23 protein-coding genes and 2 tRNA genes are annotated in these 24,502 nt (G+C 73.0%); 7 read left to right on the forward strand and 18 right to left on the reverse strand.

Annotated elements, in window-relative coordinates; genetic code table 11:
• Positions 1–16 precede the first annotated feature (16 nt).
• From ACWEN3_RS01765 to ACWEN3_RS01795, 7 genes are all read right to left on the reverse strand, one after another.
• A tRNA-Lys gene (locus ACWEN3_RS01765) sits at positions 17–90 on the reverse strand.
• Positions 81–650: a bifunctional DNA primase/polymerase gene (locus tag ACWEN3_RS01770; protein ID WP_452964317.1), complete on the reverse strand. Its 570-nt coding sequence runs from the start codon at positions 648–650 to the stop codon at positions 81–83. The genes ACWEN3_RS01765 and ACWEN3_RS01770 overlap by 10 nt, the downstream gene beginning before the upstream one ends.
• A 112-nt stretch (positions 651–762) precedes the next feature.
• Positions 763–1,131, reverse strand: a complete 369-nt coding sequence (locus ACWEN3_RS01775) for a hypothetical protein (protein ID WP_452964320.1) — start codon at positions 1,129–1,131, stop codon at positions 763–765.
• Positions 1,132–1,510: 379 nt separating this feature from the next.
• Positions 1,511–2,848 (reverse strand): AAA domain-containing protein, encoded by a 1,338-nt coding sequence (locus ACWEN3_RS01780; RefSeq protein ID WP_452964323.1) that lies wholly within the window; start codon positions 2,846–2,848, stop codon positions 1,511–1,513.
• A complete protein-coding gene (locus tag ACWEN3_RS01785; RefSeq protein WP_452964326.1) occupies positions 2,845–4,434 on the reverse strand; it encodes a hypothetical protein in 1,590 nt (529 codons plus the stop codon). Before ACWEN3_RS01785 ends, ACWEN3_RS01780 begins: the two co-directional genes overlap by 4 nt.
• The gene (locus ACWEN3_RS01790) at positions 4,425–5,618 is read right to left on the reverse strand and encodes a hypothetical protein (protein WP_452964329.1); all 1,194 of its coding nucleotides are present in this window, start codon (positions 5,616–5,618) and stop codon (positions 4,425–4,427) included. The genes ACWEN3_RS01785 and ACWEN3_RS01790 overlap by 10 nt, the downstream gene beginning before the upstream one ends.
• Entirely contained in the window at positions 5,515–6,459 is a 945-nt protein-coding gene (locus ACWEN3_RS01795; protein WP_452964332.1) for a phosphatase PAP2 family protein, read from the reverse strand. The genes ACWEN3_RS01790 and ACWEN3_RS01795 overlap by 104 nt, the downstream gene beginning before the upstream one ends.
• Positions 6,460–6,674: 215 nt before the next feature.
• On the opposite strand from ACWEN3_RS01795, the gene ACWEN3_RS01800 reads away from it, so the two are divergent.
• A complete protein-coding gene (locus ACWEN3_RS01800) occupies positions 6,675–7,271 on the forward strand; it encodes a histidine phosphatase family protein (protein WP_452964333.1) in 597 nt (198 codons plus the stop codon).
• 17 nt (positions 7,272–7,288) lie between these two features.
• Here the strand turns inward: ACWEN3_RS01800 and ACWEN3_RS01805 are convergent, their stop codons facing one another.
• Positions 7,289–8,776, reverse strand: coding sequence for a hypothetical protein (locus ACWEN3_RS01805; protein ID WP_452964336.1), 1,488 nt, complete (start codon positions 8,774–8,776; stop codon positions 7,289–7,291).
• A 266-nt stretch (positions 8,777–9,042) separates the two neighbouring features.
• Between ACWEN3_RS01805 and ACWEN3_RS01810 the strand changes: the two genes are divergently transcribed.
• Positions 9,043–9,459 carry a hypothetical protein gene (locus ACWEN3_RS01810; protein ID WP_452964338.1) on the forward strand — a complete coding sequence of 139 codons (417 nt, stop codon included), beginning with the start codon at positions 9,043–9,045 and terminating at the stop codon, positions 9,457–9,459.
• Positions 9,460–9,493: 34 nt separating this feature from the next.
• Positions 9,494–10,363, forward strand: a complete 870-nt coding sequence (locus tag ACWEN3_RS01815) for a spermidine synthase (RefSeq protein WP_452964340.1) — start codon at positions 9,494–9,496, stop codon at positions 10,361–10,363.
• Positions 10,364–10,376: 13 nt separating this feature from the next.
• Here ACWEN3_RS01815 and ACWEN3_RS01820 read toward each other — a convergent pair whose 3' ends face one another.
• Positions 10,377–10,874, reverse strand: a complete 498-nt coding sequence (locus tag ACWEN3_RS01820) for a hypothetical protein (protein ID WP_452964342.1) — start codon at positions 10,872–10,874, stop codon at positions 10,377–10,379.
• Between the two features lie 99 nt (positions 10,875–10,973).
• Between ACWEN3_RS01820 and ACWEN3_RS01825 the strand changes: the two genes are divergently transcribed.
• The 3 genes from ACWEN3_RS01825 (at position 10,974) to ACWEN3_RS01835 (ending at position 14,661) form a co-directional block, all read left to right on the forward strand.
• Positions 10,974–11,678, forward strand: a complete 705-nt coding sequence (locus ACWEN3_RS01825) for a response regulator transcription factor (protein ID WP_452964344.1) — start codon at positions 10,974–10,976, stop codon at positions 11,676–11,678.
• Positions 11,675–13,078, forward strand: a complete 1,404-nt coding sequence (locus ACWEN3_RS01830) for a sensor histidine kinase (protein WP_452964346.1) — start codon at positions 11,675–11,677, stop codon at positions 13,076–13,078. Before ACWEN3_RS01825 ends, ACWEN3_RS01830 begins: the two co-directional genes overlap by 4 nt.
• Before the next feature lie 110 nt (positions 13,079–13,188).
• The gene (locus ACWEN3_RS01835) at positions 13,189–14,661 is read left to right on the forward strand and encodes a cellulose binding domain-containing protein (protein WP_452964348.1); all 1,473 of its coding nucleotides are present in this window, start codon (positions 13,189–13,191) and stop codon (positions 14,659–14,661) included.
• 63 nt (positions 14,662–14,724) lie between these two features.
• Here ACWEN3_RS01835 and ACWEN3_RS01840 read toward each other — a convergent pair whose 3' ends face one another.
• The 4 genes from ACWEN3_RS01840 to ACWEN3_RS01855 all read right to left on the reverse strand — a co-directional run bounded on the left by ACWEN3_RS01840 (position 14,725) and on the right by ACWEN3_RS01855 (position 19,492).
• Positions 14,725–16,155 (reverse strand): GH1 family beta-glucosidase, encoded by a 1,431-nt coding sequence (locus ACWEN3_RS01840; RefSeq protein ID WP_452964350.1) that lies wholly within the window; start codon positions 16,153–16,155, stop codon positions 14,725–14,727.
• Positions 16,156–16,260: 105 nt separating this feature from the next.
• Positions 16,261–17,145 (reverse strand): carbohydrate ABC transporter permease, encoded by an 885-nt coding sequence (locus tag ACWEN3_RS01845; RefSeq protein ID WP_452964353.1) that lies wholly within the window; start codon positions 17,143–17,145, stop codon positions 16,261–16,263.
• Positions 17,142–18,167 (reverse strand): carbohydrate ABC transporter permease, encoded by a 1,026-nt coding sequence (locus tag ACWEN3_RS01850; protein WP_452964355.1) that lies wholly within the window; start codon positions 18,165–18,167, stop codon positions 17,142–17,144. The genes ACWEN3_RS01845 and ACWEN3_RS01850 overlap by 4 nt, the downstream gene beginning before the upstream one ends.
• Positions 18,164–19,492, reverse strand: coding sequence for an ABC transporter substrate-binding protein (locus ACWEN3_RS01855; protein ID WP_452964358.1), 1,329 nt, complete (start codon positions 19,490–19,492; stop codon positions 18,164–18,166). The genes ACWEN3_RS01850 and ACWEN3_RS01855 overlap by 4 nt, the downstream gene beginning before the upstream one ends.
• Before the next feature lie 311 nt (positions 19,493–19,803).
• Between ACWEN3_RS01855 and ACWEN3_RS01860 the strand changes: the two genes are divergently transcribed.
• Positions 19,804–20,859: a LacI family DNA-binding transcriptional regulator gene (locus tag ACWEN3_RS01860; RefSeq protein ID WP_452964360.1), complete on the forward strand. Its 1,056-nt coding sequence runs from the start codon at positions 19,804–19,806 to the stop codon at positions 20,857–20,859.
• 14 nt (positions 20,860–20,873) lie between these two features.
• Here ACWEN3_RS01860 and ACWEN3_RS01865 read toward each other — a convergent pair whose 3' ends face one another.
• The 5 genes from ACWEN3_RS01865 to ACWEN3_RS01885 all read right to left on the reverse strand — a co-directional run bounded on the left by ACWEN3_RS01865 (position 20,874) and on the right by ACWEN3_RS01885 (position 24,408).
• Complete coding sequence (locus tag ACWEN3_RS01865) at positions 20,874–21,278, reverse strand: hypothetical protein (protein ID WP_452964362.1); 405 nt, start codon at positions 21,276–21,278, stop codon at positions 20,874–20,876.
• A 340-nt stretch (positions 21,279–21,618) separates the two neighbouring features.
• A tRNA-His gene (locus ACWEN3_RS01870) sits at positions 21,619–21,691 on the reverse strand.
• Positions 21,692–21,807: 116 nt separating this feature from the next.
• Positions 21,808–22,410 (reverse strand): oligoribonuclease, encoded by a 603-nt coding sequence (orn, locus tag ACWEN3_RS01875; protein ID WP_452964365.1) that lies wholly within the window; start codon positions 22,408–22,410, stop codon positions 21,808–21,810.
• Positions 22,411–22,555: 145 nt separating this feature from the next.
• Positions 22,556–23,776, reverse strand: a complete 1,221-nt coding sequence (locus ACWEN3_RS01880; protein WP_452964367.1) for a helix-turn-helix domain-containing protein — start codon at positions 23,774–23,776, stop codon at positions 22,556–22,558.
• Between the two features lie 374 nt (positions 23,777–24,150).
• The gene (locus ACWEN3_RS01885) at positions 24,151–24,408 is read right to left on the reverse strand and encodes a hypothetical protein (protein WP_452964369.1); all 258 of its coding nucleotides are present in this window, start codon (positions 24,406–24,408) and stop codon (positions 24,151–24,153) included.
• Positions 24,409–24,502: the final 94 nt, after the last annotated feature.

Genomic DNA, 24,502 nt, shown 5'->3' on the forward strand with positions numbered 1-24,502 from the left:
CTCGCCATCGCCAACGTGCGCCGCCAGGGACTCGAACCCCGGACCCGCTGATTAAGAGTCAGCTGCTCTAACCAACTGAGCTAGCGGCGCCTGCTGACGTCGTAGACCTTAGCACCCTGATCGGCGGGAGGAAAAATCGATATCCGTACGGCCGCACGGGCCGCTCGCACGGCCGCCCAGAGCACGACCTCCGGGCCGGGCAGCCAGGGGTGCCGGGTGTCGGGAGCGACGAGCCAGCGAGCGGTGCCGGGGGTCTCGGACCCGGTCGGCGCCGGGACGGTCACCGCGTCCCCCGTGCCGTGGCACAGCAGGGGCGGTACGGTCTCGGCCCGGTGCGAGCCCCACTCCTCCCAGGCCAGCAGCGAGGGCAGCCGCTGGGCCGTGCCGGGGGCGGCGAACAGCAGCATGCGGCCGCGGAACACGGCCACCGGGCCCGAGCCCGGCCCCTCGTCCCACAGCCGGTCCAGCATCCGGCGTCCGAAGATCGCCGGGGCGCTCACCACGTCGAAGACGGCGCCGCAGGGCAGCACGACCGGGGCGTCCGGGCGCTCCTGCCACAGGGCCAGCGTGCTTCGCGGATACGTTCCTGCCGAGGCGAGCCAGGTGACGCCGTCGGAGGTGGCGCGGGTGACGTTCGGTGTGCTGCTCATACCGACTACGTCTACCGGCCGTGAGCGTGTGATTCTCCTCGGTTGCCGAAAACCGGGACAGGGTGGTGGGAGGAGGAGTATCTTGCCCGCCTGGCATATGCCAGCCGAGGGATCACACCGGGTCAGCGGTCGTGCGTCCCTCGCTGTTCCCCCGCATCAGGTCCCGGCCGTACTCGACCATCTTCTTCGCGTAGTCCTCGGTCCACTCCGCCTGCTCGGCGATGTCGGCGGGGGTCAGCCGGTCGAACCGGCGAGGGTCGGAGAGCTGGGCCGCCGCGATGGCCTGGAACTCCACGGCCCGGTCGGCGGCCGCGCGGAACGCCTGGGTCAGCTCCGTCGCCCGGGCCAGCAGTGCCCGCGGATCCTCGATCGACTCCAGTTGGAAGAAGTGCTCGGGATCGCCGGCCGCCTCCGCGGGCTCGAAGAGCAGGGGCGCGGGGCGTAGCCGCGGTTCGTGCCGACGCGGCGTGGGCTCCGCCATGTCTTCATCTCCTCCTCGTACGTTCGCTCGGCACCGCCGTTCAGGTGGGCCACCGTCCATTGTCCCGCGCCCACGCAAGGGGCCCTCAAGCCCGCGACCCCACCGGACCCGCCACCGGAACACCGGTCACGGTCGCCGGCTCACGCGGTGTTCGGACAGTCGGGCCAGGACCGCGTGGTTGGCTTCCCAGCCGTCCGGGCTGTTTTCATCGGCCGCCTCCGGCGGCGTGCCGGACTCCGTCCGGCGGAGGGGCGGTGTCGGCTGGGAGGCCGTCGGCCAGGCGCGGGAACACCGCTCACGGCCACCAGCGCACCTGGCGCTCGGCCGTCACCGCTGGTCACGGTCGCCAGCTCACCCGGCGCTCGGCCGGCATCGCCGGTCACGGTCGCCAGCTCATGCGGTGTTCGGACAGTCGGGCCAGGACCGCGTGGTTCGCTTCCCAGCCGTCCGGGAACTTCACCAGGGTGCCGAGCTGGACGGGTTCCGTGGACGGGTAGTCGTCCAGCAGGTCGCCCACGCCCGCGCGGCAGACCACGATGCACGCGTGGCGGTGGCGGGAGGCCAGGACGCACAGCCGGCCGGTCTCCAGGTGGAAGGCGGTGGCGTCCGGGCGGCCGGAGAGCGGGTGCAGGACCACCGTGACGTCGTACTCGCGGCCCTGGAGGCGGTTCGCCGTGTCGACCGTCACCTCCGCGACGCCCAGGTCGGCCAGGGCCGCCCGCACCGCGGCCGCCTGGTCGCGGTGGGCCGTGCCGACGGCGATGCGGTCGGCGGTGAGCGGGGCGGGATCCGGTGAGCGCTCCGAGACTGCGGCCCCGCCCCGGTCCAGCAGGCGCCGCACGACCGCCGCCACCGCGCGCACCGCCTCCGGATCCGTGCGCGGGGTGTGCCGGGCGGGCAGCTCCAGCAGGCCCCACCCGGACGCGGCCGCCTCGTCGATCACCCGGTCCGGGCCGGAGCCGTCCGAGGGCACGGCGAACGCCAGCCGGCGGTCACCGTGGTCCGTGCCGCTGCGGAACGGGGTGTACGGGTAGAACGCGTCCGAGACCAGGGGAGCCGCCGAGGCGGGCAGCCGCCAGGAGACCGGGAGCCGGTGCTGCGGAAGTTCCGGGTTGTGGGCCAGAAGAGTGGTGACGGCGGAGGCCGACGGGTCGTACGACAGGCCCGCCCACTGCTCGCTGCCGACGATCGAGAACGGGTCCAGCTGGCCCGGGTCGCCCACGAACAGCGCCCGCTCGAACAGACCGGCCACGGCGAGCAACGAGTCCGAGCGCATCTGGTACGCCTCGTCCACGATCGCGTGCCGCCACGGCTCGTCCACCTTCACGTGCGCCCACTTCGCGGCGGTGGACAGGACGACCGGCAGGCCGTTCAGATCGGCCGCCTTCGCGGACGTACGGACGTTCGACCAGTCGTCCAGCGCCTTGTCGTACGGGTCGGCGTCGCTGCTGTGCAGGCGGCCCACGGGCAGCTCGGGATTCTTCTCGGCTAGGCGCAGCACGAGGTCGTCCACCTGGGCGTTCGTCTGCGCCACCACCATCAACGGGCGGCCCGCGTCGGCGAGTTCCAGCGCCGCCCGGACCACCAGCGTGGACTTGCCGGCACCGGGGGGCGAGTCGACCACCACGCCCCGCTCGGTCCCGTGCAGGGTGTCGCGGAGGATCGCGTCGGTGGCGCGGGCCGCGGCGGCTGCGGGGTCGAGGTCGAGGGTCGTCACAGGACGTCCTCCGCGGTGACGGGATCGGCGGCCTCCCGCACGGCCTCACCGGGCGGACCCCCGTGTGTCCACGGGGTCTGCTCCGGGTCGGGCAGCTTCGCCCCGCCGCGCTGCTCGTGCTCGAAGAGCGTGAAGCAGACCCGGTCGCCCTTCTCCGGCACCGAGCCGGGCTCGGGCTCCTTGCCGCGGCCCATCTTGTCCGTGATCCGCAGCACCAGCACACCCTCGGTCTCGTACCCGACGAACTCCGCCGACTGCGGCCTGCCGTCCAGCGAGCGGTACACCTTGGCCCGCTCCGCCAGATGCGGCCGGTCCTCCGTGCGGACCGTCACCAGCGGGCGCGGGCTCGGCCGTCTGCCCTCGCTGTACGCCATCACGACATCGGTCACCTCGCCCGCGAACGCCTCCCCGGCCAGCCGCCGCCCCGCCATCACCAGCGGGTCGTCCAGCGCCTCCTGCGCCTCCAGCCGGGCCTGCTCCCGCTCGCGCGTCGCCAGCTTGTTCGCCGCCGTCACCGCGTCGTCCCGGCGCGGCTGCGGGGGCTCCCCGGCCAGCACCCGGTCCCGGTGGCCGGTGAACGACCACCGGTCGCGGGTCCAGCGCTCCTCGGCATGGGCGCCCTCCGGCAGCGCGCGCAGCAGGTCCAGGCCCCGCCACACCGCGTCCCAGGTGGGCCGGGTGCGGCTCGCCACCAGGTCGCGGATCTCCCGCTCGGCCCCGGTCAGCGCGGTGAGCCGGTCGTCGGCCTCCAGCGGGTCCTCCGCTGCGGCCAGGGCGGCACGCGCACGGTCGTAGCGCTCGATCGCCGGGGCCAGCAGCTTGTTGTCGAACGCCGGGTCGGTGGCCGGACCGGCCGGCGGGCACAGCAGCTGCCCGGCCGCGTCCCGCGCCAGCTCCGCCCGGCGCGCCGCCTCCGCGCCGCCGGACTCCTCCGGCGGATCGATCCACGCGAGCAGCGCGCCCAGGTGTTGGTCCTCCAGGCCGGACTGGCCGGTCGCCCAGTGCTGGGACAGCACGTCGGTGAGGGCCAGCAGGAGCGCCGAGCCGGGGACCCGGGACCGCTCCCCGTAGTGGGTCAGCCACCGGCCGAGCAGCGGCACCCGGGGCGGCGCCGGATGGGGTGCCTCCGGGTCCTGCTCCGCGGTACGGCGAAAGCGCATGGACCGGCCGAGCAGCCGTACGAAGTCCAGGCCCGCGCGGCTCGGCACGATCAGCTGGGGCGCGTCCGCGCACAGCTCCACCTCGACCTTGACCCGCTTGCCGGTCTCCGGGTCGGTCTCGGTGCGCTCGGCCGCCTCCACGGACTCCGCGCAGTCGTCGACGTACGGCAGCACGACGTCGGCCAGTTCGGCGAGGAACGCGAAGCGCAGGTCGCGGTCGCGGGGCTGTGGCACGACCAGCAGGCGCGGCGCGTCCCGGTCGGTGCCGACCAGCGCGCCCAGCGGGGCGCCGGCCTCACCGGCGGTGGTGAGCGGCACGAACACCAGCGGGCGGTCGGACAGATGCCGGTGCCGGACGGTCGCGGCCGGCTGGGCCCGGCCGCTGCCGACGGCCTCCAGCCGGGCGAGGGTGGTGATCAGGGACACGCGGTCACCTCCCGGGCGGCGGCCTCCCGCAGGGCCTCGGTGCGCAGTTCCGCCGCCCGGCGCAGGGCCGCCACCGCCGGGTCGTCGGGGTCGCCGCTCTCGCCGCGGGCCGCCGCGAGGACGTCCTCGACCGTGGTCAGGCCGCCCAGTTCGGCGCGCAGGGGCCGCCCGAGGCGGGTGACGGCGCCGGCCGCGGCGGAGCGTTCCCGGCAGTGGAAGGCCAGTTCGCAGGCGGACAGGCACTCGGGCGCGTACGTCGCCGGGACCGCCGCCACGGCGGCCGTGAGTTCCCCGGCGCTCCGGTCGGGCGCGAAACAGGTGCCCTCGGGCAGGGAGTCGGCGATCTCCTCGATCCGGGTGAGCCGGGCCAGCTGGCGGGCGGTGACCGCGCGCTGCTTGCGCACGTCGACGGCCGATCCGGCGGGCAGGTTGGAGAAGTCCTTCGGGCACACCAGCAGCACCCTGTGGTGCACGCGCGGGGGCGGATCGAGCCGCGCGGCGACCTGCTCCAGGGCGAGCACGTACACCGCCGACTGCCGGGCGGCGGCGCCGACCTTCGCCGGGTCCGCCGAACCGTCCAGCATCGGGAAGGACTTGATCTCCACCACCGACCAGCTGCCGTCCGGGTGCACCACCACCGCGTCCGGCTCCAGGAACGCGAGCGAACCCGCCACGTCCAGCGCGAGCATCGGGTGGTCGAGGAGCGTCCAGCCGCCGGCGCCGGTGGCCTCGCGCAGCGCCAGCGCCGTACGGGCCGTACGCCCCTCGGGGCCCTGCGCGGTGAGGTCGGGGACGGCGGCCCCCTCCGGCGGCCGGGCGCCCGGGTCCAGCCGGGCGTGCGCCAGCCGCAGCAGTTCCGCGCCGCCGTCCGCCTTCACCTTGGCCTCGAACGCGTTCCCCCGGGTCAGCGCGAACTGCGACTGACCGAACCCGGACGGCGCGCCCAGCGCGCTCGCCAGCCGTGCCTTGTCCACCCCGGCGCCGTCCAGGATCGCCCGCCTGCGGCACCCGGGGTTCGCGGCCAGCGCCGCGAGGGCGCGCGCGTCCAGGGCCTTGGCCGGTACGTCGGGACCGCGCAGCTCAGCGAGCCTTTGCCGGAGCCCCGTCGCCCGCGTCCGCGGGAGAGGCGTCCGGCTCGGCTCCGTCGTCGAGCCGCGACTCGCGCTGCCGTGGAAATCGCTCACCCGCGGAAGTCTGGCATCCGGCACTGACAATCGGGGAACCCGTGCCGCCCGCGACGGCTGTGGTGCGCCGGAACACACGGGCCCGGAGCAGCTCCAGGACCCGCGTCACCTGCGGCCCCAGCAGGGAGCCGACGCCCATCACGGCCACGCCGGCGACGGCGTCCAGGAAGTAGTGGTTGGCGGTGCCCATGACCACGAGAGCGGTGCCGAGCGGGTAGAGGACGCCGAGGACCTTCGCCAGGCGCGTGCCGCCGTGCCGCCACAGCATCATCCCGCACCACAGCGCCCAGCCGACGTGCAGGCTGGGCATGGCCGCGTACTGGTTGGTCATCCCGCCCATGCCGCGCGGCGCGCTGGCGTCGGCGCCCCACCAGCCGTACGTGCTGTAGTGGGCCATGGTGTCCACGAAGCCGTGGCCGGCGGACAGCAGGCGCGGCGGGCAGGTCGGCAGCAGCGTGAAGCCGATCAGGCCGATGAACGTGGACGTCATCAGCCAGGTGCGGGCCCGCCGGTAGTGCTCGGCGCGGGCCCGGAACAGCCACACGAGGATCGCGGGCGTGACCAGGTAGTGCAGTGAGGCGTACCAGAAGTCGGCCGGTATCCCGAGCCACGGCTCGCGGGTGAAGAGCCGGTTCAGCGGGTGCTCGGCGTTCAGGTTCAGCAGCTTCTCGAGGCGCAGGATCGCCAGGCCGTGGTCGACGGCGCCGTGGACGTCACCGCGGACGAGGAGACGGCCGGCCGAGTAGCAGCCGTACACCAGCAGGATGAGCGGCAGCTCGGTCCACCAGCGCAGCCGGGTACGGGGCGCCACCTCGGTGCCCGGTGTCTCGGTCTGCGGCATCCGATCGCCCTCCCCCTCCTGCTGCGCGGCACGCCCGGCCGGGCGACCGTGCCACTTTACGGTGTCCGTATCCCGCCCATGAGGGCGCTCCGGACCACAAAGACGTCGAGATCGGCCGCCGGGTTGCCCCGGAGGGGGGTGCGCGATGATGGAGGGGTCCTCTCTTCCCGTTTCCGTGGCGTCCCTGTGGCGTCCGTTTCCCGGAAAGGTCCTCCATGGCACCGCGCATCCTGCTGGCCCGGCACGGACAGACGGCCTGGTCGCTGTCCGGCAAGCACACCGGCAGGACCGACGTGCCGCTGCTGGAGGAGGGCCGGCACGGGGCCAAGCTGCTCGGCGAGCGCCTCCACCGCGCTCCGCTCGACGGGCTCCCCGGGGTGGAGGTGCGCACCAGCCCGCTCTCCCGCGCGCGCGAGACGTGCGAGATCGCCGGGTTCGGCGAGCGCGCCGAGCGATGGGACGCGCTGCTGGAGTGGGACTACGGCGCGTACGAGGGCATGACGCCGGCGGAGATCCAGGACGTGCGGCCCGGGTGGCTGATCTGGCGCGACGGCGTCCCCGAGGGGGAGAGCCTCGCCGAGGTCACCGCGCGCGCGGACGACGTGGTCGGCTGGGCCCGCTCCGCCGACCGTGACGTCCTGGTCTTCGCCCACGGGCACATCCTGCGGTCCATAGGCGCCCGCTGGCTGGGACTTCCGCTGGACTTCGCCGCCCGGATTCGCCTGAACCCGACGTCACTGTCCGTGCTCGGCTGGGCGTACGGGGAACCGGCGATCGAGAGCTGGAACGACCTGGGGCACCTGTCCGACTGACCGGGCGCCCCCGGCTGTCAGGCCCTTCCCGTTCTCGGCATGGACGCGTGCCGGTCCAGGAACTCGGAGACCCCCGACGCCCGCCGGTGCGGCAGCAGCACCCGCGCCGTGCCCGCGAGCATGGTCTGGATGCGGGAGGACTGGACCAGGTCCAGCAGGGACAGCACACGCAGACCGGCGGCGGCGGCCTCGTCGGGCCGGCCCTCGCGCGCGAGGTCGTCGGCCAGTTCCGCCGTGTAGAGGGCGATGTTGCGCGCGAAGTGGGGGTCCTGAAGGTCGGCTGCCCGGTGCGCGTGCCGGGACGCGCGGCGCCAGTCGCCCAGCATGGACCAGCACTGCGCCTCCAGCCCCTCCAGCTCGGCCTCGCCGTAGAAGCTCATCCACTCGGGGTCGGCGTCCGAGTGGCCCCGCGCGAAGAGGGCCTGCGCGCGTGCCAGGGCCCGTTCGCAGCCGGCGCGGTCGGCGAGCCCCGCCCAGCCGCCCGCCTCCCGCAGGGCGAGCAGGGACATCAGCCGGGCTGAGCCCAGGGGGCGGGCGGCGCGTTGAGCGGCCTGGGCGGCCCGGACCGCCTCCCGGGGGCGGCCGGCGTCCCGGGCGAGGAACGCGGTGTTGCAGAAGGCGTGCGCCTCCAGCCCCGCGTCGCCGGTCATCCGGGCCGTGGCCAGGGCCTCGGCGTAGTGCGAGCGGGCGTCGTCGAAGCGGCCGGAGTCATGGGCCAGCCAGCCCACGGAGATGGCGAGTTCACCCGCGCCCGCGTGCAGCCGGTCGACGGTGGTCTGCCGGGTCGCGCCGGCGTCCAGCAGCGCGTAGGCGGCGCGCAGGGGAGCGGCCGCCCGCCGGTAGAGGCCGTCGGCGCCGTGCCGGTCGTCGAGCAGCCGGATCCGGCGGACGGCCTCCTCCAGGGCGGCCGCCTCGGGCGTTCCGGGCCGGCGCGTCGGCCGGACCGCGGCCATGGCGTCCGTGGTGAGCCGCAGCGGGCCCAGCGTGGCGGCGGCCATCGTGGCGCCTCCGCCGGTCATGAATGCGCGACGCAGCACGTCGCTCTCCTCGTGGTTCGGTCGGTCTTTCTCGTACGGCTCGTGCGGGTCGTACGGGTCCTGTGTGTCATACGGCTCTATGGCCCCCCACGTCTCAGTGGCCCCGCCGGTCCCGTCGGCCTCCGGGCACTCACCCGCGGTGGGTGCACCGGGTGCGTCCGGGGCCGGACGCACCGAGCGTCCGCGGACGGACGAGCGGGGCGCGAAGCCGAGATCGGTGAGCGTGCGGCCGGGGAACATGTGCAGGAACACCCGCTCGTACGCGTAGTTCGGGCAGCGGATCTCGCCCGCCTCGACCCGTCCGACGTAGCGCGCGTCACAGCTGACCCGCTCACCGATCTCGCGCGCGGCTCGCCGCACCAGCGCCGCGAACTCGGCCGGTGAGCGCCGCCCGCGCAACTGCCGGAAGGCGATGTTCGGCCGGGGTGGCCGTTCGGGCTGTGACGAGGTCGCGGTTGACGACGCCATGGCCGGGTCCTCTCGTGCGAACCGTCGAACCATGCCGGGGCCGGGGCGGATTCGGGACGAGTTGTCCGTGTGACGCCCTGGTTCCGGCGGGCATGAACGTACCTGCTGTGAAGGTCCCGCCACGCTGTGTTTGGCTACAAATCGGATATCTCATCCACGATCTGCCATGAAGTGCCATCCTTTGCGGCGCACTTGTGCCGTAGCCGTTGACGGGTTGACGCGTTGGATCCCATGGACCGCAACAGGGCTGTGTGGTGGAGGCCGGCATGGAGACCAGCCAGAGCAACGAACCTTGTCTGTCGTCACCGGTGCCGTCGACGCCGGCCGTGGGTGACACGACGGCGTGCGACCTCGTGACGGTGCCGACCCGGCAGGGACTTGAGGCGGTCGACATCCTGCGGCGCGGGGCCGCCGACGCGGTGGGGCCGGTGCTGCACGACGACGGCTGCGGCACCCTCGGCTTCCTGGTGCCGGCCGGCACGGCGGCCTGCTGGGACGTGCCGGGCAGCACCTGCACCGAGACGAACGGGCGCGGCCTGCGGCTGGATCCCGAGCCGCCCGTGGAGGGCTCCGACTGGCTGCTGCCGCCCGGCGAGGCCGACCTCGCCACCGACCCGGTGGTGCTGCGCCGGGCTCTCGGGGAGGCGGCCCGGCTGATCGAGGCGGCCGACAGCTGCCGGTGACGCGGCTGCCCGTGGCACCTGCGAAAATGGACCGGTGGGCAGGTCGAGGAACACCCGGCGCGGATCGGCGGCCGCCGAGGCCGTCGTGGAGTCGGTCGACGGCGGGCTCGCCGAGCTGATACCCGACCCGGACCGCGGCCGTGCCTGGACCCTGCTGATCGACGGCGCGCCCCAGTCGCACGTCGACCTGGACGACCCCGCCTTCCTGTCCTTCGAGTACCAGCGCCGCCTCGGCCATGTCATCGACCTCGTCGTCCCGTCCGGCAAGCCGGTGCACGCCGTGCACCTCGGCGGCGGGGCGTTCACCCTCGCCCGGTACGTCGCCGCCACCCGCCCCCGGTCCACCCAGCAGGTCGTCGAACGGGACGCCGGCCTGGTCCAACTGGTCCGCCGCGAGCTGCCCTTGGACCCCAACGCACGGATACGGGTGCGCTCGGCGGACGCCCGCGCGGGACTCGCCAAGGTGCCCGACGGCTGGGCGGACCTGGTCATCGCCGACGTCTTCAGCGGCGCCCGCACCCCCGCCCACCTCACCTCCACCGAGTTCCTGGACGAGGTCCGCCGCGCCCTGAAGCCGTCCGGCGTCTACGCCGCCAACCTCGCCGACGGTCCGCCGCTCGCCCACCTGCGCGGCCAGATCGCCACCGCCGCCGCCCGCTTCCCCGAACTCGCGCTGATCGCCGACACGGCCGTCCTGCGCGGCAAGCGCTTCGGCAACGCGGTCCTGGTCGCCTCCGACCTCCCGCTGCCGCTCGCCGAACTCACCCGCCGCGCCGCCTCCGACCCGCACCCGGGCCGGCTCGAACACGGCAGGCGGCTCAGCGACTTCACCGGCGGCGCGCTCCCCGTCACGGACGAGGCGGCGGTGGCCTCCCCGGCCCCGCCGCCCTCGGTGTTCCGCTGAGCACCCGCCCCGGTCAGTAGGTGCCGATCTCCACGTGCGGTGGCCCGTCGTGCCAGGTGCAGAACACCGACACCCGGTCCGTGCCCCGGCTGAACTCCACCCGGATCCATGTCTCCGTCTTCCACAGCTGCATCGACCAGCCGGTCCCGGGCGTCGCCGAGACCAGCGTGGCGCTCGTCGCGCCCAGGTCGAAGACCGCCCGGCCGCCATCGGTGTCGTACCCCTTGACCTGGCCGGAGGCGGTGGCCTTCGGGGCCGGAGCGGAGGCGCTGGGGGAGGCCGCGGGCCTCGACGGCGCGGTCGAGGGACTCCGCGACGGGGCCGGCCGGGGCGGGGCCGAGACGGAAGGTCTCGCTCCCTGGGTCGTCGCGTCGGCGGCCGTCACCGGCAGGGCGCGCGGCGGGTCGTACGCCGTGCCCGCCATCACCGTGTGCACGCCCCACCACGAGAGCGTGACCGCCGCTCCCGTCGCGAGCAGCCACGCCAGTACGTGTACGAGTCCTCTGCGCATCGCGGGCCATACTGCCCCAGGGACACCGCCGTGCGCACATGTTCCGAGTTGTCCACAGGCTCCAACCCGGGGTGGGCCGCATGGCGTACGGTGCGGCGCATGGCAAGTGTGCTCGTGGTCGAGGACGACCAGTTCGTACGCTCGGCGCTCATCCGGCATCTGACCGACGCCTCGCACACCGTGCGCAGCGTCGGCACGGCACTCGAAGCGCTGCGCGAGGTCGCCCACTTCCGTTTCGACGTGGTCGTCCTGGACCTCGGCCTGCCCGACCTGGACGGCTCCGAGGCCCTGAAGATGCTGCGCGGCATCACCGACGTGCCGGTCATCATCGCCACCGCCCGGGACGACGAGACAGAGGTCGTCCGGCTGCTGAACGCGGGGGCGGACGACTACCTCACCAAGCCGTTCTCCGTCGAGCACCTCTCCGCCCGCATGGCGGCGGTGCTGCGCCGGGCCCGCTCCGGCGGCGGCGAGGCCCCGCCCTCGTCCGTCCTGCGCGTCGGCGGCCTGACCGTCGACCCGCTGCGCCGCCAGGCCGAACTGGACGGCGTCGGGCTCGACCTGACCCGCCGCGAGTTCGACCTGCTGGCCTTCCTCGCCGGCCGCCCCGGCGTGGTCGTGGCCCGCAAGGAACTCCTCGCCGAGGTCTGGCAGCAGTCCTACGGCGACGACCAGACCATCGACGTCCATCTGTCCTGGCTGCGCCGCAAGCTGGGCGAGACGGCCGCCCGGCCGCGCTATCTGCACACCCTGCGCGGAGTCGGCGTGAAGCTCGAACCACCGGCGGAGGGGGCACCGCGATGAGATGGGCCCTGGTCAAGGTGTGCCTGGCGGTCACCACGATGGTCGTGGTCGCCTTCGCCGTCCCGCTCGGCCTCGTCGTCAAGGAGATGGCCCGCGACCGCGCCTTCTCCAACGCCGAGCGGGAGGCCGCCGCGGTCGCGCCCGCGCTGTCCATCACCACCGACCGGGACAAGCTGGAGCGGGTGGTGGCCTCCGCAGGCGCCGACTCCGGGATGGCCGTCCACCTGCCCGCCGACAGCGGCCGGGCCGCGCTCGACCTCGGCCGCCAACGCGCCGCCGGCCCCGACATCCAGGCCGTGCGCAAGCTCGGCCGGGCCTCCACGACCTCCGTCCCCGGCGGCTCCACCCTGCTCCAGCCGGTCGCCCTCGGCTCCGGCTCGATCGCGGTCGTCGAGGTGTACGTCCCCGAGTCCGAGGTGACCAACGGCGTCGGCACGGCCTGGGCGGTGCTCGCCGCCGTCGGCCTCGCGCTGATCGTCGGCTCGGTCGCCGTCGCCGACCGGCTCGGCGTGCGCATGGTCCGGCCCGCGCAGCGGCTGGTCGAGGGCGCGCACGAACTGGGCGAGGGCAAGCTGGGCGCCCGGGTCCCGGAGGAGGGCCCGAAGGAACTCCGGCTCGCCGCCGTCGCGTTCAACTCCATGGCCGACCAGGTGGTCCAACTCCTCGCGAACGAACGGGAGCTGGCGGCGGACCTGTCCCACCGGCTGCGCACCCCGCTCACCGTCCTGCGGCTGAACGCGGCCTCCCTGGGCGCCGGACCGGCCGCCGAGCAGACCCGGGCCGCCGTCGCCCAGCTGGAGGGCGAGGTCGACACCATCATCCGCACCGCGCGGGAGGCCAAGCCGCAGACGGCCGCGCCGGGGCCCGGCGCCGGCTGCGACGCGGCCGAAGTGGTCCGTGAGCGGATGGAGTTCTGGTCCGCGCTCGCCGAGGACGAGGGCCGCAAGTGGCGGGTGGCCGGCGTCGAACGCCCGGTGCGCATACCCGTGGCCCGCGCCGACCTGGCCGCCGCGCTCGACGCCCTGCTCGGCAACGTCTTCCGGCACACCTCGGAGGGCACCGCCTTCGCGGTCGACGTGCACAACGGCGAGGACGCGGTGATCGTGCTGGTCTCCGACGCGGGCCCCGGCATACCCGACCCCGAGGCGGCGATGGCCCGCGGCCGGGGTTCCGGGAACGCCGGCTCGACCGGCCTCGGCCTGGACATCGTGCGCCGGCTCGCCGAGTCCACCGGCGGGGACGTCCGCATCGGCGCCTCGGTCCTCGGCGGCACCGAGATACGGATCTGGTTCCAGCTGGACGGCCGCAAGCCGGTGGGGCGGGGACACCGGGGGGCGATGCGCCGGCGCCGACCGGGCAAATTGGTCTCGACCTTTAACCGCCCCCGATCCCTTCCTTAAGCGAAGCCTAAGGTCTTCAACGACCGCCCGCATCAAGCCGTTTGTCCGATTCCGGCTCGCTAGCGTGCTGCCGCACCTCACCCCCGTGATGAACGAAGGCAGGCACGCGCATGAGCACGCACCGGCGCAGGATCAGTGGCAGGAACAAGGCGATAGGCGGTCTGGTCGCCGCGGCCGTGGTCGGAGGCGGCGCGCTCCTGCTCACCGGTACCGCCAACGCGGCCGGCGTGAACGCGGCGTACACCAGGACCAGCGACTGGTCCACGGGCTACACCGCCCAGTACGTCGTCACCAACAACAGCGGGCAGCAGGAGAAGACCTGGACGCTGGAGTTCGACCTGCCGGCGGGCGCCAAGCTCTCCTCCCTGTGGAACGGCGAGTCGAGCGTCAGCGGGAACCACGTCACCGTGCGGCCCGCGAAGTGGGACACCGAGGGCCTCGCCCCCGGCAGGTCCGCGACCGTCGGCTTCGTGGTCAACGGCAGCGGCGACCCGACGGGCTGCCGTATCGACAACGCCCAGTGCTCGCCGGGCAGCGGCCCGACGCCCGAGCCGAGCGGCCGCCCCACCCAGACCCAGTCGCCCACCGCGACCCCCACCCCCACCAGGTCGTCCACCCCCACCCAGAGCCCGGCCCCCACCCGGAGCGCGACCCCCACCCCCACCGGCACCACCGCCAGCGGCACCACCGCCTCCGCCGGCTTCGCCCCCTACGTGGACACCTCGCTCTACCCGGCCTTCGACCTGCTCGGCGCCGCCGACGCGACCGGCGTGAAGAACTACAACCTCGCCTTCGTCACCGACGGCGGCGGCTGCACCCCCAAGTGGGGCGGCGTGACCGACCTGACCAGCGACGGCGTCGCCGCGCAGATCGGCTCCCTGCGCGCCAAGGGCGGTGACGTCCGGGTCTCCTTCGGCGGAGCCTCCGGCTCGGAGCTGGCCACCACCTGCTCCTCGGCGGACGCGCTCGCGGCGGCGTACGGCAAGGCGGTCGACGCCTTCAAGCTGACCAAGGTCGACTTCGACGTCGAGGGCGGCGCGCTGCCCAACACGGCCGCCAACACCCGCCGCGCCCAGGCCATCGCCAAGCTCCAGGCCCAGCACCCGAACCTGGACGTCTCCTTCACCCTCCCGGTGATGCCCGAGGGCCTCACCCAGGACGGCGTCAACCTGCTGTCCGACGCCAAGTCCAACGGCGTGCGGATCGGCACCGTCAACATCATGGCGATGGACTACGGCGCCTCGTACAACGGCGACATGGGCACCTACGCCGAGCAGGCCGCCACCGCCACCCAGGCGCAGGTCAAGAGCGTGCTCGGCCTGTCCGACTCCGCCGCCTGGAAGACCGTCGCCGTCACCCCGATGATCGGCGTCAACGACGTCTCCTCCGAGGTCTTCAAGGTCGACGACGCCGGCCAGCTGGTGAGCTTCGCCAACTCCAAGGGCCTCGGCGGCCTGTCGATGTGGTCCGCGACCCGGGACAAGCAGTGCGCCGGCGGCGCCAAGCCCACCGCCGACGCCACCTGCAGCTCCGTCGTCCAGGACGCGGGCGCGTTCTCGAAGGCCTTCGCCGCCTTCAAGTGACCGGCTCCCGAGCCGCGGGGGCGCGGCCCGTCCCCCCATAACGGGCCGCGCCCCATCCCCCCGTCAGGTGGCCGGCCCCACCTCGGGCAGCACCCCCGTCCGCGCCGCCTCCCCGTACCAGTGGGCGCTGGACTTAGGGGTGCGCTCCAGGGTGGCGTAGTCGACGTAGACCGCGCCGAACCGCTTGCCGTAACCGTAGGCCCACTCGAAGTTGTCCATCAGGGACCAGAGGTAGTAGCCGCGCACGTCCGCGCCGTCCGCGATGGCGCGGCGGACCTCCGAGAGATGGCCGTGCAGGTAGGCGATGCGCTCGGGGTCGTGCACCCGGCCGTCGGGGTCGGGCTTGTCGTCGTAGGCCGCGCCGTTCTCCGTCACGTACAACGCGAGCCCCGGGGCCTCCCGGGAGTAGCGCGTGATCAGGTCGTACAGGCCCGTCGGGTCGATGCTCCAGCCCATCTCCGTGCGCTCGCCCGGGGCCTGGTGGAACAGCACGTCGTCGGCCGCCGGCCAGGGGGAGTGGTCGCTGGCGCCGTGGCCGTCGGCGCGCGGGCCCTCGACCTTGCCGGGGGCCGCCGAGACCAGGGCCGGGGTGTAGTAGTTCAGGCCCAGCGCGTCCAGGGGCGCGTTGATCGTGCGCAGGTCGCCGTCGCGGACGTACGACCAGTCGGTGACCGGCGCCGTCGCCGTGAGCAGCGACGCGGGGTAGGCCCCGTGCAGCATCGGGCCGTGGAAGACGCCGTTGGCCAGGTCGTCGATGCGCCGGGCCGCCGCGAGGTCGGCGGGGTCCTGGGTGAGGGGCCGTACGACGGACGAGTTGAGGCTGACCGCGATCCGGTTGCGGGCCGGCATCGCCGACCGGAGCGCCGAAGCGGCCAGGCCGTGCGCGAGGTTGAGGTGATGGGCCGCCCGGAGCGAGGCCGCCGGGTCGGTACGGCCGGGCGCGTGCACGCCGGAGCCGTAGCCCAGGAAGGCGCTGCACCAGGGCTCGTTGAGGGTGATCCACTGCTCCACCCGGTCGCCGAGGGCCTCGCCGACGAGCTGTGCGTACTCCGCGAACCGGTACGCGGTCTCCCGCTCCGGCCAGCCGCCCGCGTCCTCCAGCTCCTGCGGAAGGTCCCAGTGGTAGAGCGTGACGGCCGGCCTGATGCCGTGCGCCAGCAGCTCGTCCACCAGACGTCGGTAGAAGTCCAGGCCCACCTGGACCGCCGGACCCCGGCCGGTCGGCTGCACCCGGGACCAGGAGACGGAGAAGCGGTAGGCGTTCAGGCCCAGCCCGGCCATCAGCGCCACGTCCTCGCGGTAGCGGTGGTAGTGGTCGACAGCGATGTCACCGGTCTCGCCGCCGGCCGTGCGGCCCGGCGTATGGCTGAAGGTGTCCCAGATCGAGGGGGTGCGGCCGTCCTCCCGCACCGCCCCCTCGATCTGGTACGCCGAGGTCGCGGCGCCCCAGAGGAAGGCGGAAGGAAAGACCGCGGAGGAAGGGGATTCAAGCATGAAAGCGCTCCCGTATGAGTCGTGAAAGACCGTCGAAGGGGGAGGGAGGACAGGGGCGGGGGAGGGGGCCGGGGCGGCGGTGGCCCGGCCCCTGGCGAACGGCGATCAGCCCTTGATCGCACCCTGCATGATCCCGCCCACGATCTGCTTGCCGAACAGCAGGAACGCGACCAGCAGCGGCAGGGTGCCGAGCAGCGCGCCCGCCATGATCACCGCCTGGTCCGGGACATAGCCGGTGCCGAGCGAGTTCAGGGCCACCTGCACGGTCGGGTTCTGCTGGTTCAGGGCGATGATCGGCCACAGGAAGTCGTTCCAGGCGAACACGAACGTCAGCAGGCCGAGCACCGCCATCGCGGGCCGGGCCGCCGGGAGGACCACGTGCCAGACGACGCGCAGACTGTTCGCCCCGTCCACCCGGGCCGCCTCGATCAGCTCGGACGGCAGCGCCTGCACCAGGTACTGCCGCATGAAGAACGTGCCGAACGCGGTCACCAGGCTCGGCAGGATCACCGTCTGCAGCTGGTTGGACCAGCCGAGGTCCGCCATCCACAGATACAGCGGTACGACGGCCAGCTGCGGCGGGATCATCATCGTGCCGACGGTCAGCAGCAACAGCAGGCCGGAGAACCGGAACCGCAGCTTGGCGAAGGCGAAACCGGCCAGCGTGGAGAACAGCACCGTGCTGATCGTGATCGTGCCCGCCACGAGCACCGAGTTGAACATCGCGGTGCCGAGCCCCGCCTGGCCCCAGGCCGCCTGGAGGTTCCTGAACAGGTTGCCGCCGAACCACAGCGGGGGCGGGGTCTGGGCGAGGCGCCGGTCGGTGCGGGAGGCCGCGACCGCCGTCCACACCAGCGGGGCCAGCGAGACGAGCGCGAAGACGGTCAGGACGACGTACGTCACCGGGCCCGCGTGCAGCTGCTTGCCGGCGCCCATGCCACGGGGCCGCCGCTCCTCGCGCACCGCCCGGGGGATGGTCAGTTCGCTCATTGGGACTTCCTCAGCCGTCGGGTGAGCAGCAGATTGACCGCGGCGACGATCAGCAGGATGAGGAACATCGACCAGGCGATCGCGGACGCCTTGCCGAGGTTGCCGATGATCCAGCCCTGGTCGTACATGTACAGGCCGAGCGTCTGGTACTGGTGCTCGGAGCCGCCCTTGGACCCGCTGACCCCGCCGAAGAGCAGCGGCTCACCGAAGAGCTGCGTGGCGCCGATGGTGGAGACGACGACCGTGAAGAGGATGGTCGGCCGCAGCTGCGGGACCGTCACATGCCGGAACTGCTGCCAGCGGTTGGCGCCGTCGATCGCCGCCGACTCGTACAGGTCCGCCGGGATCGCCTGCATGGCCGCGAGGTAGATCAGCGCGTTGTAGCCCGTCCACCGCCAGATCACGATGGACGACACCGCGAACTGCGAACCCCAGTCCGACTCGCGCCAGTTGACCGGATTCACCCCGAAGAAGTGCAGGATCCAGTTGACCATGCCGCCGTCCCACGAGTACAGCAGCGTGAACACCAGGGTCGCCGCGGCCACCGAGGTGGCGTACGGGGTCAGCATCACCACGCGCCAGACGGTCGAGCCGCGCAGCCGGTAGTTCAGCAGATGCGCGAGCCCCAGCGCCGCCAGCAGCTGCGGCACGGTCGAGATCACCCCGATGGTGAAGGTGTTCCCGAGCGCGTTCCAGAAGAAGTCCGAGGACAACAGGTTCTTGTAGTTGCCGAGGCCCGTCCAGGTCTGGTGGTCCAGCGAGGCCAGCTGCACGTCGTGCAGCGAGTACCAGGCCGTGTAGAGCAGCGGGACGAGGGTGAAGGCCCCGAACAGGACGAAGAAGGGGGCGACGAACGCGTACGGCGACGCCTTCATGTCCCAGCGGTACAGCCGGCTGCGCCAGGAGTCGGTGCCCGCCGGCGTACCGCGACCGTGAGCGCCCCGGGCCGCGCCCGGCGGGGTGCCGGGCGCGGCCTCGGCGCTCGACGCGGGGTGCGCGAGAGCCTGCTTGGAGCTGGTCACTGGCCGAGCACGTCCTTGATCTCCTTGGACGCCGCGTCCCAGCCCTGGGACGGCGACTTGCCCTTCTGCTCGACCTGGAGGATGCCGACGTCGGTGATGGCCGAGTTGATCGGCTGGTCCTTGATGCCGAAGTACTGCGTCGGGATGGTCTTCGCCGAGTCGGAGAAGATCTGGGTGATCGGCGCGTTCGAGAAGTACGCGGTGGTGTCCGCGGCCGGCTGCAGGCTCGAGTAGGCCGCCGGGACGGACGGGAAGCTCGCCTGCTTGGCGAACACCTTCGCCTGCTGCGCGGGCGCGGTCAGCCACTTGGCCAGCTCGACGGCCTCCTTCTGGTGCTTGCCCGCCGTCGGCACGCCGAGGAAGGAGCCGCCCCAGTTGGACGCGGTCGGGGCCGCCGCCACGTCCCAGTTGCCCTTGCCGGAGTCACCGGACTTCTGCTCGATGTAGCCGAGCATCCAGGCGGGGCAGGCGACGGTGGCGAAGCTCGCGTTGGCGTATCCCTGGTCCCAGGTCGGGTCGAACTGCTTCAGCTTCGCCGACATGTCGCTGGTCGCGACGCTCATCGCCACGTTCCAGGCCTTCTTCACGCCGTCCGACTTGTCCCAGACGACGTTGCCGGTCGCCTTGTCGTAGTAGCGCTCGTCGCCGCCGCCGAGGGCCGCGTTGTAGACGGAGGCCGCCGAGTCCACGAACTTGGTGCCCTTGGGCGCCTTCTTCATGTACTGCTTGCCGACTCCGACGTACTTGGCCCAGTCGCCCTTCCACATGTCGGCGAGCTTGGTGCGGTCGGTCGGCAGCCCGGCCTTCTGGAAGAGGTCCTTGCGGTAGCAGATCGCCATCGGCCCGATGTCCGTGCCGAGCCCGATGAGCTTGCCGTCCTTGGTGGTGGCCTGGGCGTTCTTCCAGTCCAGCCACTGGGACTTGTCGACCTCCTTGCCGAGGTCGGCGAACTTGTCCGCCTGGGTCTGCACGGCCTCGGTGATGTTGCCGACTTCGATGGCCTGGATGTCGTCGGTGCCGGAGCCGGCCTGCAGGCGGGTGAGCACCTTCGGCCAGTAGACGTCGGTCCGGGTGGTGACGTTCTCCTTGATGTTGATGTTCGGGTGGAGCTTCATGTAGTCGTCGTAGAGGCCGGCCTGCTTGTAGCCGAAGACGCCGAAGGTCCCGACGGTGAGGGTGATCTTGCCCTTGCCGTTGCCACCGTCCGAGTTGTCCGACGAGCCGTCGTTCGAGTCCTTGGCGCAGCCGGCCAGCAGTCCCGTGGTCAGCGCGGCGACGGCCGCGAGGGCCATCAGCCGCTGGGACCGGCGGATGCTCGTGCGCATTGCGTCCTCCTGTTGCCTGACGTGCCGACCCCCCGGCCAACTGCATGGAATCGGGCCCGTTCGTGCTCGCTGCGGCTCGGGCGGGGAACGTGCGGGATGTGTAGGTGTCAGGTACTGTGGGAGCGCTCCCACAAGTGATGTGTTGAAGAGTCGCGGGTCCCGGGCGGGGTGTCAAGGGAACGGACGGCGGCAACTGCGTCCAGTTATCGGAGTGTTAACGAGCCATCGCCGATCGCTCGGAAACGCCGTCGCTCTGGCCTGGGCTGTTACATTCCAGCCAGCCGGGATTTGTGTCGAGGGAGGTGGAGCCCATGGCGAGCCACGGACCGCGGGGCCGGAGCGGTGGTCGGCCCACGCTCGAGGAGGTCGCGGCCCGGGCCGGGGTCGGCCGGGGCACGGTGTCCCGGGTGATCAACGGCTCGCCCCGGGTCAGCGACGCCACCCGTGCGGCGGTCGAGGCGGCGGTCGCCGAGCTCGGGTACGTGCCCAACACGGCGGCCCGGGCCCTGGCCGCGAACCGCACCGACGCCATCGCCCTGGTGGTCCCCGAGCCGGAGACCCGCTTCTTCGCGGAGCCGTACTTCTCCGACATGCTGCGCGGTGTCGGCGCCGAACTCTCCGACACCGAGATGCAGTTGCTGCTGATCTTCGCGGGCAACGACCGGGAGCGGCAGCGGCTGGCCCAGTACCTCGCCGCCCACCGCGTGGACGGCGTCCTCCTGGTCTCCGTCCACGCCGACGACCCGCTGCCCGACCTGCTGGCCCAGCTGGAGATCCCGGCCGTGATCAGCGGCCCGCGCTCGGCCGGGGAGACGCTTCCCTCGGTGGACTCGGACAACTACGGCGGCGCCCGCTCGGCCGTGGAGCACCTGCTGGCCAGGGGCCGCGGCCTGATCGCGCACATCACCGGGCGCCTGGACGTCTACGGCGCCCAGCGCCGCGTCGACGGCTACCGCGAAGCGCTGCGGGAGGCGGGCCGGAGCGTGGACGAACTCCTCGTCGAGCCGGGCGACTTCACGGAGGAGGGCGGCCGGCGGGCCATGTCCGTGCTCCTGGAGCGGCAGCCGGGCCTGGACGCGGTCTTCGCCGGCTCGGACGTGATGGCGGCCGGCGCCCGTCAGGTGCTGCGCGAGGCGGGCCGCCGCATCCCGGACGACGTGGCACTCGTCGGCTACGACGACTCGGCCATCGCCCGCCACATGGACCCGCCCCTCACCAGCGTCCGCCAGCCCATCGAGGAGATGGGCCGGGCGATGATCGACCTCCTGCTGACCGAGATCGCCGACCGCCGCCCGGCCGCGTCACGGGGCCCGGAGCGGCGGCACGCGGTACTGCCCACGGAACTGGTGCCCCGAGCATCGTCATGAGCGGCGGCAGCCCCCTATGAGGGACGCCCCGGTGTCGGGCGTACGCCCTCCCAGCCCTTCTCCAGCAGGTCGAACGCCGCGTTGACGGTGGCCTCGGGGTCGGTGGGGGTGCCGGTGAGGGCGCGGGACTCCAGGGCGAGGTGGCGAGGGCCGCGCAGGCCGGGTCGTCGGCGGGGGCGCCGGTGTCGGCGGCGATCGCCTCGGCGAGGACGCGTTCGTGCCGCATCCACATGTGCCGGTGGCTCGACGAGTGCCGGAGTGCCGGTGACGAGCCGGAGGAACGAGGCCATCCGCTCCTCGTGCGCCGCCTTGAAGGCCCGGGCGCCCAGCATGTGCGCGCGCAGCGCCTGGACCGGCGAGGTGTCCGGCGAGCGGTCCCGGACCGCCGCGACCAGCGCGGCCTCCAGGCCGGCGTCCATGCCGAAGAGCAGCGCCTCCTTGCCGGGGAAGTGAAAGGGGTGCGGCCTCGGCGGCGACGAACCTGTTCCGCAGGCTCGGCGGCTCCCTGGGCGTCGCGGTCCTCGGCTCCCTGTTCACCCGGGCGGTGCCGGCCACGGCGACGGGGGAGGCGTACCGGCAGGCGGTGGCGGAGGGCACCCGGCACGTCTTGCTGGCCGGCCGCCGGGGCGCCGGCGTTCGTGGCGGCGCTGCTGGTGGCGGAGGTGCCGCTGCGGGAAGGGCCCGGACAGGCCCGGCGTGTTCCGGAAACGAGTCAGCCGGCGCCCCGTCCTGAGACGGAGTCACCGGCTGATCACTGAGGGTGAGTGACGGGACTCGAACCCGCGGCATCCTGGACCACAACCAGGTGCTCTACCAGCTGAGCTACACCCACCATGACCGGCGGTGGAACTTGTCGTTTCCCCGACCGGCCGAGAAGAAGTCTACAGGGTCCGAAGGGGTGCTCGCGCACAGGTTTTCGCGCGGGCCTCCGAGCGGACCCCGGGCGGCCTACTGGGCGGGCAGCACGTGCCTGGCGGCGATCGTTCTCGCGGTGTCGGAGTCGGGGCCGGGCTGCGGGACGAAGATGGCCTCGCGGTAGTAGCGCAGCTCGGCGATCGACTCGCGGATGTCGGCGAGGGCCCGGTGGTTGCCGTTCTTCTCCGGGCTGTTGAAGTACGCCCTCGGGTACCAGCGGCGGGCCAGCTCCTTGACCGAGGACACGTCGACGATCCGGTAGTGGAGGTAGTCCTCCAGAGTCGGCATGTCCCGCAGCAGGAAGCCGCGGTCGGTGCCGACGGAGTTGCCGCACAGCGGGGCCTTGCCGGGCTCCTTCACGTACTCCCGCACATACGCCAGGACCTGCTCCTCGGCGTCCCGCAGGGTCGTGCCGTTCGGGAGCTCCGCGAGCAGCCCGGACGCGGTGTGCATGTGACGCACCACCTCCGGCATCGTCTCCAGTGCCTGCTCCGGCGGGCGGATGACGATGTCCACCCCCTCGCCGAGTACGTTCAGCTCGGAGTCGGTGACGAGGGCGGCCACCTCGATGAGCGCGTCGTCGGACAGCGAGAGGCCGGTCATCTCGCAGTCGATCCACACCATGCGATCGTTCATGCGACCACCCTAAAGCTGACGTCCGCTTTTGGATGCCCCCGTGCTGCCGCCGGCCTCCCCGGACCGCCCGTCCACCGGGCACGGGGAGAGCACAGAAAGAAGGGGGCGGGTGTGTGCCCGCCCCCTTCTCCCCCGCGCTCCCCGCTCAGCGGCCCGAGCGCGGCCCCGGCAGCAGGCTCACCGCGCCGGCCGCCGCGCGGGGGCTCTGGTGCGGCACACCGGTGTCCCCGTCCGAGTGCCGGAGCGAGGGCACGGGGCCCACCGGTCCCGGACCCGGCAGCCCCGCGGGCGGGCCCGGCTGGCCGGCCCCCGGCATCGGGGCGTCCACCTCGCCCGGCTTGTCGCCCTGCGGCCGCCGGGCCCGGTAGGCGGCCCGGTAGGCGGCGGGGGACGAGCCGAGCTGGCGGCGGAAGTGCCCGCGCAGCGCGACCGGCGAGCGGAACCCGCACCGGCCCGCCCCCTCGTCCACGGAGTAGTCCGACGTCTCCAGCAGCCGCTGCGCCTGGAGCACCCGCTGAGTGATCAGCCACTGCAGCGGCGCGCTCCCGGTGAGCGAGCGGAACCGGCGGTCGAACGTACGGCGGCTCATGTAGGCGCGTGCCGCCAGCGTCTCCACGTCGAACTGCTCGTGGAGGTGTTCCAGCGCCCAGGCGACGACCTCGGCGAGCGGGTCGGCGCCGATCTCCTCGGGTAAAGACCTGTCGAGATAGCGCTCCTGACCGCCGCTGCGGCGCGGCGGGACCACCAGGCGCCGGGCGAGCGCGCCGGCCGCCTCGTTGCCGTGGTCCGTCCGCACGATGTGCAGACACAGGTCGATCCCGGCCGCCGTCCCGGCCGACGTCAGCACATCGCCGTCGTCGACGAACAGTTCCCGTGGATCCACGTGAACCGACGGATAGCGCTTGGCCAGCGTCGGCGCGTACATCCAGTGGGTGGTCGCCGGGCGTCCGTCCAGCAGTCCGGCCGCCGCGAGCACGAACGCGCCCGTGCACAGCCCGACGATGCGGGCACCCTCCTCGTGCGCCCGGCGCAGCGCGTCGAGCGCTTCCTCCGGTGGCGGCGAGGTGATGGAACGCCAGGCCGGTACGACGACCGTGCCGGCGCGTGAGATCGCCTCCAGCCCATGCGGTGCGGTGAGTTCCAGGCCCCCTGTGGTCCGCAGTGGGCCTTCCTCGCCGCCGCACACCAGTAGTCGGTAGCGCGGCACGCCGGCGTCCTGGCGGTCGATCCCGAACACCGACAGTGGAATGGAACTCTCGAAGATGGGGCCGCCGCTGAACAGCAGCACCGCGACGATCTCCTTGCGGCGGCGCCCGGACAGCTTCCGGGCTGCGGCTTCCGGCGCGGCAGTGGAGTCGTGGCTCATACTGCTAAGCCCCCCTCGGTGGTCGCGGCTCCTCGGTTGTGTCGCTCCTGCACGTTTCCCCTCGGTCCTGCACGAGTCCCCCGCCGTAAGACAAGATCGAATCTACTGGGTCCCGCGGTCTCACGGTGACCAGTTCCAAATGCGGCACATTGTCGACATGACAACTTGGCGTGAAGCATTCGATCACGAAGCGTTGCACTCGCGGGGCGTGCAGGGAAGTGCGCCTTGTCGCAGTGGCCAAACCGCGTAGGGTGCGCAGCGGCCCGTAGGCCCTTTCCGCGCAGGTGGAACGGGGGTTGGGGGGTGGTCGGGGGCCCTCCTGGCCGATATCCAGAAGTTGGCTGAAAAGAAGCGTTCGAAGGTGCGGAAACAGGTCAGTCGCCCGGTGTCTGTCCCCGGGTGTGACGTCCGGCTCTTTGCGCGGCGCAACGCTCGGAGTGACGCAGCAGCAGCCGGCAGACGGCGGTGACCGCGGCCAGCCCCAGGGCGGTCCCCGCCGCGCCGGCCAGCGAGGTGCCGTACCAGACCAGGACCACGGGGACGAGGACGCAGCTGAAGGCGGCCCAGCGGATCACATCGCCGGCGGTGTCCGGCGCGGAGGGCTGCTCGCTTCTGGGTCGGGGTCCGGACATGTCGCACTCCCTGTGGCGGTGGCTCACCGGGGATCAACGCCCGTTCGAGCGGTCGGTCACCGGTCGTACTTCTGTGAATCCCGTGCAAACCGCC

Source organism: Streptomyces sp. NPDC004561 (assembly GCF_053602155.1).

What these genes read in the sequence shown, in the direction of transcription:
- ACWEN3_RS01770 (WP_452964317.1), bottom strand. Translation starts at nt 650, where the DNA reads ATGAGCAGCACACCGAACGTCACCCGCGCCACCTCCGACGGCGTCACC.
- ACWEN3_RS01775 (WP_452964320.1), bottom strand. Translation starts at nt 1,131, where the DNA reads ATGGCGGAGCCCACGCCGCGTCGGCACGAACCGCGGCTACGCCCCGCG.
- ACWEN3_RS01795 (WP_452964332.1), bottom strand. Translation starts at nt 6,459, where the DNA reads ATGCCGCAGACCGAGACACCGGGCACCGAGGTGGCGCCCCGTACCCGG.
- ACWEN3_RS01800 (WP_452964333.1), top strand. Translation starts at nt 6,675, where the DNA reads ATGGCACCGCGCATCCTGCTGGCCCGGCACGGACAGACGGCCTGGTCG.
- ACWEN3_RS01805 (WP_452964336.1), bottom strand. Translation starts at nt 8,776, where the DNA reads ATGGCGTCGTCAACCGCGACCTCGTCACAGCCCGAACGGCCACCCCGG.
- ACWEN3_RS01810 (WP_452964338.1), top strand. Translation starts at nt 9,043, where the DNA reads ATGGAGACCAGCCAGAGCAACGAACCTTGTCTGTCGTCACCGGTGCCG.
- ACWEN3_RS01820 (WP_452964342.1), bottom strand. Translation starts at nt 10,874, where the DNA reads ATGCGCAGAGGACTCGTACACGTACTGGCGTGGCTGCTCGCGACGGGA.
- ACWEN3_RS01825 (WP_452964344.1), top strand. Translation starts at nt 10,974, where the DNA reads ATGGCAAGTGTGCTCGTGGTCGAGGACGACCAGTTCGTACGCTCGGCG.
- ACWEN3_RS01830 (WP_452964346.1), top strand. Translation starts at nt 11,675, where the DNA reads ATGAGATGGGCCCTGGTCAAGGTGTGCCTGGCGGTCACCACGATGGTC.
- ACWEN3_RS01835 (WP_452964348.1), top strand. Translation starts at nt 13,189, where the DNA reads ATGAGCACGCACCGGCGCAGGATCAGTGGCAGGAACAAGGCGATAGGC.
- ACWEN3_RS01840 (WP_452964350.1), bottom strand. Translation starts at nt 16,155, where the DNA reads ATGCTTGAATCCCCTTCCTCCGCGGTCTTTCCTTCCGCCTTCCTCTGG.
- ACWEN3_RS01845 (WP_452964353.1), bottom strand. Translation starts at nt 17,145, where the DNA reads ATGAGCGAACTGACCATCCCCCGGGCGGTGCGCGAGGAGCGGCGGCCC.
- ACWEN3_RS01855 (WP_452964358.1), bottom strand. Translation starts at nt 19,492, where the DNA reads ATGCGCACGAGCATCCGCCGGTCCCAGCGGCTGATGGCCCTCGCGGCC.
- ACWEN3_RS01860 (WP_452964360.1), top strand. Translation starts at nt 19,804, where the DNA reads ATGGCGAGCCACGGACCGCGGGGCCGGAGCGGTGGTCGGCCCACGCTC.
- ACWEN3_RS01865 (WP_452964362.1), bottom strand. Translation starts at nt 21,278, where the DNA reads ATGGACGCCGGCCTGGAGGCCGCGCTGGTCGCGGCGGTCCGGGACCGC.
- orn (WP_452964365.1), bottom strand. Translation starts at nt 22,410, where the DNA reads ATGAACGATCGCATGGTGTGGATCGACTGCGAGATGACCGGCCTCTCG.
- ACWEN3_RS01880 (WP_452964367.1), bottom strand. Translation starts at nt 23,776, where the DNA reads ATGAGCCACGACTCCACTGCCGCGCCGGAAGCCGCAGCCCGGAAGCTG.
- ACWEN3_RS01885 (WP_452964369.1), bottom strand. Translation starts at nt 24,408, where the DNA reads ATGTCCGGACCCCGACCCAGAAGCGAGCAGCCCTCCGCGCCGGACACC.